Annotated in this window: 1 pseudogene; it reads left to right on the top strand. The window is 34.9% G+C overall.

The window, feature by feature from the left end:
- Positions 1-317 (top strand): annotated as a pseudogene (locus ACFINC_RS11195) (hypothetical protein); the annotation flags it as partial.
- Position 318: the final 1 nt, after the last annotated feature.

The following is a 318-nucleotide window of genomic DNA, read 5'->3' as shown; positions in this document are numbered from 1 at the left end:
AGAACAAGAAGCAGAATAGTCAAAGCTTGAAAAATTTTCCGTTACTTCTTGTCCAAGTAGAGAATTTCCTGTTTATCGTGGTTTTTCTATTATCGATTGTGTTTTCAGAGAAAGAATTAGAACAAGATCGTTTGAATAGAAATGAGATCAATATAATAGGATTATCTCTGCAATGGTTTATCGTAGGATTCATCATAACGACGATCATGTCCGTTCCAATCAATATCCTTTGGCGTTTTCGCTTTAAGATTCCAGCCTGTTTATTGACAATAATGACAGCCTTGGCAATTATGGGCATCCCCTTTATAATTGGTTGAT

This window comes from Bartonella sp. AP58NXGY, assembly GCF_042195785.1.
Taxonomy (GTDB): Bacteria; Pseudomonadota; Alphaproteobacteria; order Rhizobiales; family Rhizobiaceae; genus Bartonella.
This window is presented reverse-complemented; position numbering and strand designations above follow the sequence as displayed.